Annotated in this window: 8 protein-coding genes; 4 read left to right on the top strand and 4 right to left on the bottom strand. The window is 65.0% G+C overall.

Annotation, left to right across the window (positions count from 1 at the left end):
• The first annotated feature begins 101 nt into the window (after positions 1-101).
• Together B141_RS52695 and B141_RS52690 are read left to right on the top strand one after the other, a co-directional pair.
• Positions 102-416 carry an IS3 family transposase gene (locus B141_RS52695; protein WP_420313574.1) on the top strand — a complete coding sequence of 105 codons (315 nt, stop codon included), beginning with the start codon at positions 102-104 and terminating at the stop codon, positions 414-416.
• A 98-nt stretch (positions 417-514) separates the two neighbouring features.
• Positions 515-1051 (top strand): IS110 family transposase, encoded by a 537-nt coding sequence (locus B141_RS52690; protein ID WP_020574155.1) that lies wholly within the window; start codon positions 515-517, stop codon positions 1049-1051.
• Between the two features lie 161 nt (positions 1052-1212).
• Here the strand turns inward: B141_RS52690 and B141_RS0105415 are convergent, their stop codons facing one another.
• The 4 genes from B141_RS0105415 to B141_RS0105400 all read right to left on the bottom strand — a co-directional run bounded on the left by B141_RS0105415 (position 1213) and on the right by B141_RS0105400 (position 5173).
• Positions 1213-1683: a DinB family protein gene (locus B141_RS0105415; protein WP_020574154.1), complete on the bottom strand. Its 471-nt coding sequence runs from the start codon at positions 1681-1683 to the stop codon at positions 1213-1215.
• Positions 1684-1752: 69 nt separating this feature from the next.
• A complete protein-coding gene (locus B141_RS0105410) occupies positions 1753-2229 on the bottom strand; it encodes a GNAT family N-acetyltransferase (RefSeq protein ID WP_202805677.1) in 477 nt (158 codons plus the stop codon).
• Positions 2230-2838: 609 nt separating this feature from the next.
• Positions 2839-3930 (bottom strand): M48 family metalloprotease, encoded by a 1092-nt coding sequence (locus B141_RS39010; protein ID WP_020574152.1) that lies wholly within the window; start codon positions 3928-3930, stop codon positions 2839-2841.
• Between the two features lie 652 nt (positions 3931-4582).
• Entirely contained in the window at positions 4583-5173 is a 591-nt protein-coding gene (locus tag B141_RS0105400) for a dihydrofolate reductase family protein (protein WP_020574151.1), read from the bottom strand.
• A gap of 333 nt (positions 5174-5506) precedes the next feature.
• Between B141_RS0105400 and B141_RS39005 the strand changes: the two genes are divergently transcribed.
• A complete protein-coding gene (locus B141_RS39005) occupies positions 5507-6358 on the top strand; it encodes a GH12 family glycosyl hydrolase domain-containing protein (protein ID WP_020574150.1) in 852 nt (283 codons plus the stop codon).
• Positions 6359-6961: 603 nt separating this feature from the next.
• Positions 6962-7769: class I SAM-dependent methyltransferase (locus B141_RS0105385; RefSeq protein WP_020574148.1), on the top strand; the 808-nt coding region annotated here is incomplete at its 3' end.

Below are 7769 nucleotides of genomic sequence, written 5' to 3'. Positions count from 1 at the left end.
CTGCGGCTGAAGAACGAGTTCTTGGGAAAAGCCGCGGCCTTCTTTGCCCAGGAGTATCGGTGACCGCGAAATACGGGTTCATCGACGCGGAGAAGGCGACCATGGACGAGCANGGTAAGCAGAAATTCCCGATCGCGAAGATGTGTGAATGGCTGNGGGTTTCGCCNTCAGGATTCTACGACTGGCTCGGCCGGGAGGAGTCGTGGACGGCGCGGCGGCGNANAGAACTGGCCGCNCTGGTGAAGACGTCGTTCGAACGCTCAGANGGCACCTACGGGTACCGGCGGGTGCATGCGGAGCTGATCCGGTGGGGGTATCCATGCCACCCGGAGGTGGTGCGTTCGATCATGGCTGAGCTGGGCTTGGTGGCCTGCCAGCCACGCCCGTACCGGCCCACGACCATGCCTCCGCTCTGAGGGGTTGCGTCCCGCCAGCGCCAGAGAATCCACGGCTCCCATGAGCAACCACAGTCGCGGGCTGGTTCACCTGGATCGGGCGCATCGCAGGAAGAGGCGTGCACGTCGAAGGTCACCCAGGCCTGGTTGTGACTACCGGACTCGATACCCAGACTGGCACGCCACCAGGCCTGCCGTTCCAGACGCCGCAGAACCTCCCGCTCCGTCAGGCGGCCGATCAGCATCTCTACGCCGTCGCCGTAGACGTCCTCCACGACATAGTGGAGGCGGTAGGCACCCAACTGCGTGGTCGACTTGCGCGGGAACCCAGCTTCCAGGCGCTGCTTGGGCTGCCGGAGATCGGTCCGGTCACCGCTGGCATCTTCTACGCCGAGATCGGCCCGGTCGACCGGTTCCCGACCCCGCGACATTTGACGTCGTGGGCGGGGCTGACACCCAGGCACCGGGAGTCCGACACCCACGTCAGCCGCGGCTCGATCACCAAGCAGGGCCGCAAACTGGTCCGCTGGGCCGCGATCGAAGCGGTGCAGAAAACGCCACCTGACGCGAGCTGGCTGATCGCAGCGAGGGGACTTGAACCCCTAGCCGCCCGATTACGCGGATGTGGGGCTTCCTCTGGACCGCGGCCGAGTTAGGCCATGGACCCCCGTGGCCCCAAGTCGGTCCAACTCCCACAACGACACATGCGTTACTCACATGACACAATGTGTTTATTGCATGAGTGGTTCGGTTGCTGCATGGTGGCGGCGCATGGGCTGAGTAGGAGCGTTTAAAGTTTGCTCCACCTGCACTTCTTTCACCCCACCCAGGCCGCCCACTGCTCGCCGGCGTCGCGTTCCAGCGCCCTCAGGTACACGCTCAGCTTGCCGTAGAAGATGTAAACCGCCTCACGGTAGACCTCATGCTGGACAAACGGCGACGCAACGAAGCCGCCCCCGCGGTCGATCCGGTCGATACGCAGCTCTTCTTCCGTGAAGCGGCTCAGCGCGCCCTTCATGGCGTCATCCTGCGCAGCGAACCAGGCTCGCAGGCTGGCAATCGTGATTGGCGCCGGGGCCGGAAGCTGGCGGTGCGCCCAATCGAGGGTGAACGTCCCGAAAGAATGGGTATAGACGCCCTGGATGTCCCCCATCTCTACCAACAATTCGCCCAGCGTTGGGTTCTGGCCTGGCAGCTTGTAGGCGATATCGGCATCAGACACCACGGTCAACAGGTGGTCCCGCATGCTGTGGTGTCCCCGAGTTTCGTCTTCAAACAGGCTGTTCATCGTCTATCCCCTCGTAACTGTGGGCGGATCCGGATGCTCGAGCCGAGCCCGGAGTGGCCTCGACCGACGTCAGGCTGGGTCGATGACGCGACTCACGATCCACCTGTGTTTGCCGATCTGACGCACGCGCTCAAATCCGTACTCCTCGTACAGCTCGACCGTCATTTCGAACAGGAAACGGCCGTGCGCCGTGCGCCCGGCCGTCACCTCAGGGAGGGCCTCGACGAGGCCTCCGCTTGCCAGCGCGATCAGATCCAGCGCCCCTTCGAGCGCGGCGCGCGCGATGCCCTGCCGGCGGTACCGCTTGTCGACGTAGAAACACGTGATGCGCCAGTCTGGCAGCGGAGGTGGATCCTCGTCATACGCCCGCCGGTTGTGCTCGACTATCGGCTGCTCCTCGACGCTGCCGTACTTCGCCCAACCTTGCGCAAGACCATCGGCGTCGAAGACCAGCGCGGCGTGCGCACGACCCGTGCGCACGAGCTCCTCCTTGATGGCACGCTTGTCTAAGCCCTTCTTCCCTCGGTACGACTCGCCGTTGTCCATCGCGTGGTGGCCCATACACCAGCAGCCACCGAAGACACCACCATTACGCTCGACCAACTCCGCGAAAGCCTCCCACGTCGACGCGTCAAGCGCACGAACCGTGTATGGCTTGGCCACCGTCCTGTCAGGCATCCGGCACCTCATCCCACTGTGGGTCGTTGCCGACAAGCCCGTCGACTGCCTGTGTAATCCATGGCGGCGAGAATCGCACAAGTGGCTAACAACGACCATAGTCATCGACCGGCTCCGCAGGCTCCCTAACGTCAAGGCCGGCGTCCTTCCCACGGTCCGTACCGATGGCGCACACCGGATCCCGTCGACGACTTGCCGGCCCACGTCGCGTCCCTCAATGTCGGACACGAGGAGGCAGCCGCCTGACGGGCAAGCTCAAAGACGGGATCATGAGGCGTGGCAGGAAATGGTCCTATGTCATCCGCGTCACCGATCCCGAGACAGTCAACTGGCGCGCGGGTGACGCGTATGACCTGGCAAAAGACAGGAGCACAGCTCTGTGCCGTGTGCGCCTTATGTTTGACAGATTTGCGCCAGGCGATGCTTGACACCTGACCTAGGAAACTGAGATCTGTCCGCGGTCGGTGGTGTTGGATGCTACGCACTTAGGACATCGCTCCGGACTTTCGCTGCGATTTCGGCGTATGCGGATGCGAGTTCACGGTCGATCATGCGGGACTCGGCCGGGTCGAGGACGAGTTCGGCGGCCTCACTTTCGCGGGTGCTGGCGAGCCTCAACCGTAGGTGCGTCGGCGGATGCGTGTCGTCCACGCGAAGGGACTTCCGTTCGGCAGCTCGGGCGAGGCGTTCGAGCTCTGTCCGCGGAATTCCGGCCACGAACTCGCGTTCGATCTGCCAGAGACCATGCGTATCCCTGTTGCGCTGAACCGCGAAGGCCAGCGCGTTCATGCACCCCGGGCCCAGCAGGGTTGCCCGCAGCATTCCGGCCGATGCCCCACTGGACGCCAGCCGAGCGGCCGAGGCATCTGCGAGGTACTCGGCCCGCTGCCCCGCTCGCAGTGTCAGCAGCGCGAGCGTGATGAAGAGCGTCGCGGGAAGCATGCTGAGCAGGCGGAGTGGTACGCGCACGAGGAATGCGAATCCTCCGAGGACGTCGTCTCTCATGTCCGCGGCCTGGCGTAGCAACAAGTGGAGTTCCCCGACAGCGTTGAGCGCCGTGCCGACCACGAGCCCTCGCCTCAGGTCGCCGTTGACGAAGTGGCCGATCTCGTGGCCGAGAAGGGCGAGCCGCTCCGCGGGTGACAGGACGTTCCACAGTGGCAGGCCGAGCGTGAGTACCCGGCGCTGGCGAATGCCGACCCAATCAGCAGACGCGTTGAAGTCCTGATTGACCACGATGGCGTCGAGCGGACGGCCGCCGAGCGCCTTCGACACCCGGTCGAGCAGTCCGTACAGGGTGGGGGCCTCGGCGCGTGTCAACACTCGGGTCCCAGCCGCAAGCTTGGGGAACCGTGGTCGCATCTGGACGGCGATACCGATGACCAGCAGTCCAACGCCGATCCCGACGGGAAACGGCCAGGTAGCCACCACCAGCCAACCGCCGAAGCCCGCCACGGCCAAGGTTGTGAGATGGATGAGTGCCGCGACAACGTACGCCGCGACGGCGGCAAGGTCAGGTCGGCGCGACCGCTGCGAGCCCTGTCCGAAGACCTCCTCGAACAGCGACATCACCAGGCGGTGTTCCACCCGCTGTCGGAGCCGCCGCAACGGACCGGACCGACCGGTCCGGTCGGCGGCCGGATCAAGGTTCCACTCACATGCGCCGCACCACGCTACGAACTTCGGATCGATCGCAGCGATGGCAGCACCACACTGGGGACACCGGGAGGGCCTGTGAGTGCCGGATCTCGGGGGCACGGAAACTGACACGGCGCACATCATGGCATCATGCCGACAACGCGACCAGGGCCAATCCCGACTTCCTCATCAGCGAGGCCCGCGGAACGCCGCCGAAACAGGTTTGCCGCACACGACCAGTGTCAAGCAGCTACCGGCCGCGTCGGGCCCGGGGCGGGTTGATTGGCGTTAGGGACTTGCCCCCACATCTGGAGGGCTTTCAACGAGCTGCCAGCCCTCGTCCTCGACACCGGTGGGCTTCACGACATGTGGAGGAGCGGAGGTAGCCGTTCATGGTTGTCCCTCTCATCGGTCGGTTCGTTTGGGTGTCGCCCCTCCCGGGCGGCCTCTCACACCAGCTACGAACACCTCCGCCCCGATCCGACACCGCCGCCCAGACTTCTTTCGAGGACTTTCTGGTACGCCGCTTGTGACCGATCAATCCTCCGTGCATGGTGCGCTGTTCGTCGCCGCCGATCCCGGATCAAACAGGTCGGGACCGTCGGTAGTTGTTGATGGCGACGCCGGAGTCGCTGATCATGCTGTTCGAGAGTTCGAAACGGTTCAGCGCGGCTGTGTTGCCGAACATGCGTTTCCCGCTGCCGAGCAGGAGCGGGAAGATCAGCAGCCGGTACTCGTCGACAAGATCATGTTGGTGCAGTGCCTGGAGCAGCTGTCCGCTGCCAAACACCACGATCTCGCCCTCTCCCTCGGACCGAAGCCGATTCACCTCGGCCGGCAGGTCCGGACCGAGCCGGATCGTGTTGTGCCAGGCCGGATCGGTCAGAGTCCGCGACACCAGATACTTGGGCATCCGGTTCATTGCGGCGATCGCCGGATCGGCGGCGTCAACTTGCTCCCAGTCGAGGACGAAGTTCTCGTAGGTCCGCCGTCCGAGCAGCATGCCGGTCGCGTTGCTGGTCGACCTGCCCATGAACTGAGCGACGGTATCGTCCATGTACGGCTGGACCCAGCCTCCGTGGACAAAGCCGCCGTCGGCATCTTCGTCTGCCCGCAGCGGCGCCTGGATGACCCCATCCAGGGAGATGAAATTGACGACAACAACGGTACTCATCCGGGCAGGATAGTCAGACCGTCGGTCTCCGCCCCGAGCATGTCCCCTCGAGCACCGGAGCGAGGAGCTGATCGATCCGCGCGCCCGCAAGGTGGGGCGCGCACGGAACGACACCACAGCGCCTCACGACGCAAACCGTAGTCAGACAAGACAGTCCCGGTCAGCTGGGACGGGCAGCAACGACGACGTCGGATAGCGGCGTTATCTGACTGCCCTCTTGGCCGCGTCCCGCGTCCTCTCCCCCGAATGGGGGAGGTTCCCTCTCCAAGAGTCGCATTGAAGAGGGCACGGATCCGCAGCCTAGTGTCAGAAGCGGTGTGAGGAGGGGAAGCGATGGTGACCAAGCATGATGGGCGAATACGGCGGCTCCGCGCCTTTCGACTGCCCCTACTTGCGATCAGCCTTCTGGCCGTGCTCGGCGGGTCGAGTCTCGCGGGCGTACCCTCGGCACAACATGCCCGTGAGCCCGTACCTGCGGGCCGGGCGCCGGCGGTGACGAAGGAGCTGCCAGTCGCCACCCTGTGCGGTTCGACGCAGCGGAAGCTGGTGGACGGTTCCCGGTACGCCGTGCTGAACAACGTCTGGGGTGCGACCACTGCGCAGTGCATCCGCGTCCAGGGCAGGACGTTCACGGTTGCCAGGACAGGCCACAACAAACCACCCAACGGCCCCAATGCCGCCAATCCCACCATGTACACGGGCTGCCATTTCGGTGCCTGCACAATCAGCAGCGGCCTTCCTCGCCGGCTCTCGAACCTCCAAGTGACAAGCAACTGGCACACCACCCAACCGCGCTCGGGAACGTGGAACGTCGCGTACGACATGTGGCTGCACCCCGCGCCCAAGCCGGGCAGCCTTGAGGGCGGCGCCGAGGTGATGGTCTGGTTGAACAGCACCGGCGGTGTCCAGCCCGCTGGTTGGAGGGTGGCTCGGAAAGTACGCATCAACGGCGCCACGTGGGAGGTGTGGTATTCACCCACGGCCTGGCAAACGGTGAGCTACCGGCGGACGAGTCCGGTCACCTCCGTAAAGAACCTGAACCTTACGGCCTTCCTCGACGACGCCGCCGCACGCTATTTCAGCAGGTCCTGGTACCTCATCGGCGTGGAAGCCGGCTTCGAGTTATGGCAGGGCGGCCAAGGGCTAGCCACCCGCTCGTTCTCCGTAACTGTCCGGAACCCATGAAGTATTCGACACGCTATCGATGGAGCCGTCGCGGGCATGACCTGGATGGACACCCTGATTCAGCCACCAGTCACGCCCTTGAGAAGGCCTCGGCTACTCGCTCGCGAACGTGTCGGAACTTCCCTGCCAGATGCTGCTGATCCGGGTCGACACAAGTAGCTCCAAGGCAGACCGGTCGCAACAACTGTGAGATGTGCCAGCCGCGACCACGCGGAGAAAATGCTGGCCCAGGCGCGACGCTACGCCTCCTCCGCTCGAAAACTCGTCTCCACCGATCCCGACGGCGCCTACGTCCTCGCCTACGACGCTGCACGCAAAGCACTGACGGCTGTCCTGGAAAACCAAGGTCTGCATCCCACGAGCGCTCGGCGCAGGCTCCGCTCAGAGCGGGCCGGTCCCTCGCCATCCACGATCGTCCAGGACCCGTGTTAGCAGGCGCGTTAGCAACGAGCGACGCATTACGAGTGGTTTTCGCAGCGCAGGTCACCCCTCGATTCCCCGTGCTGACCGTGGGCGGAGCCTCGTACGTGCGGGTTGTTGATGGCTGGGCAGGGCCGGGTCCCCCGTGTTGCCGCGCTCATGGAAACCAACGATGCTGGGCCGGTGACGTATGACCCGACGATCTACCTTGGCGCGGCCGCCCACTATCGCTTCGGGCGGCCGCCCTATTCGCCGGAACTCGAGAACTTTCTCGCCCGGGAGCTGAGGCTGGACGGCACGGCACGGCTGTTGGACGTCGGGTGCGGTCCCGGGATTCTGACCGCGCGGCTCGCTCCGCTGTTCGCGGAGGCAGTCGGCCTTGACCCCGACGCCGACATGTTGACCGAGGGCCGTCGCGCGGCTGAGGAACTCGGCATCGCCGGCATCCGATGGGTTCAGGCCCGCGCCGAGGACCTGCCCGACGCCGCACCAGGGCAGTACCGGCTGGTGACATTCGGGCAGTCGTTTCACTGGACCCAGGAGCAACAGGTCGCCGAAACCGTTTACGACATGCTCGAGCCCGGGGGCATGTTAGCCCTGATCGTCCACACTGTGGAGGGGCGACCACAGCCAGCGCCTGCTGGAACGCCGATCCCTCATACCGAGATCAGGGCGCTGGTGGAGAAGCACCTCGGGTCCACCCGACGTGCCGGGCAAGGCACATCGCCGGTGAGGCACCATCGCTTCGAGGACGTGCTGGCCCGCACGCGCTTCGGCGCATCACGTTCAGCATTTCTTCCGGGCGTCCCTGACCTGCTCCGCGACACCGACAGCGTCCTGGCCGGATACTTCTCCTTCTCCTGGGCGGCACCCCACCTGTTCGGTGAGCACGCGGAAGCCTTCGCCGAGGAGACGCGTGCCCTGCTCGCCTCCCAGTCAGCCGACGGCGTGTTCTGGGACTGGCCCGGCGACACCGAGATCGTGTTCGCCC

It is taken from the genome of Actinopolymorpha alba DSM 45243 (assembly GCF_000373925.1).
Taxonomy (GTDB): Bacteria; Actinomycetota; Actinomycetes; order Propionibacteriales; family Actinopolymorphaceae; genus Actinopolymorpha; species Actinopolymorpha alba.
The sequence above is the reverse complement of the archived record's forward strand: the minus strand, read 5'-3'. Positions and strand labels throughout refer to the sequence as shown.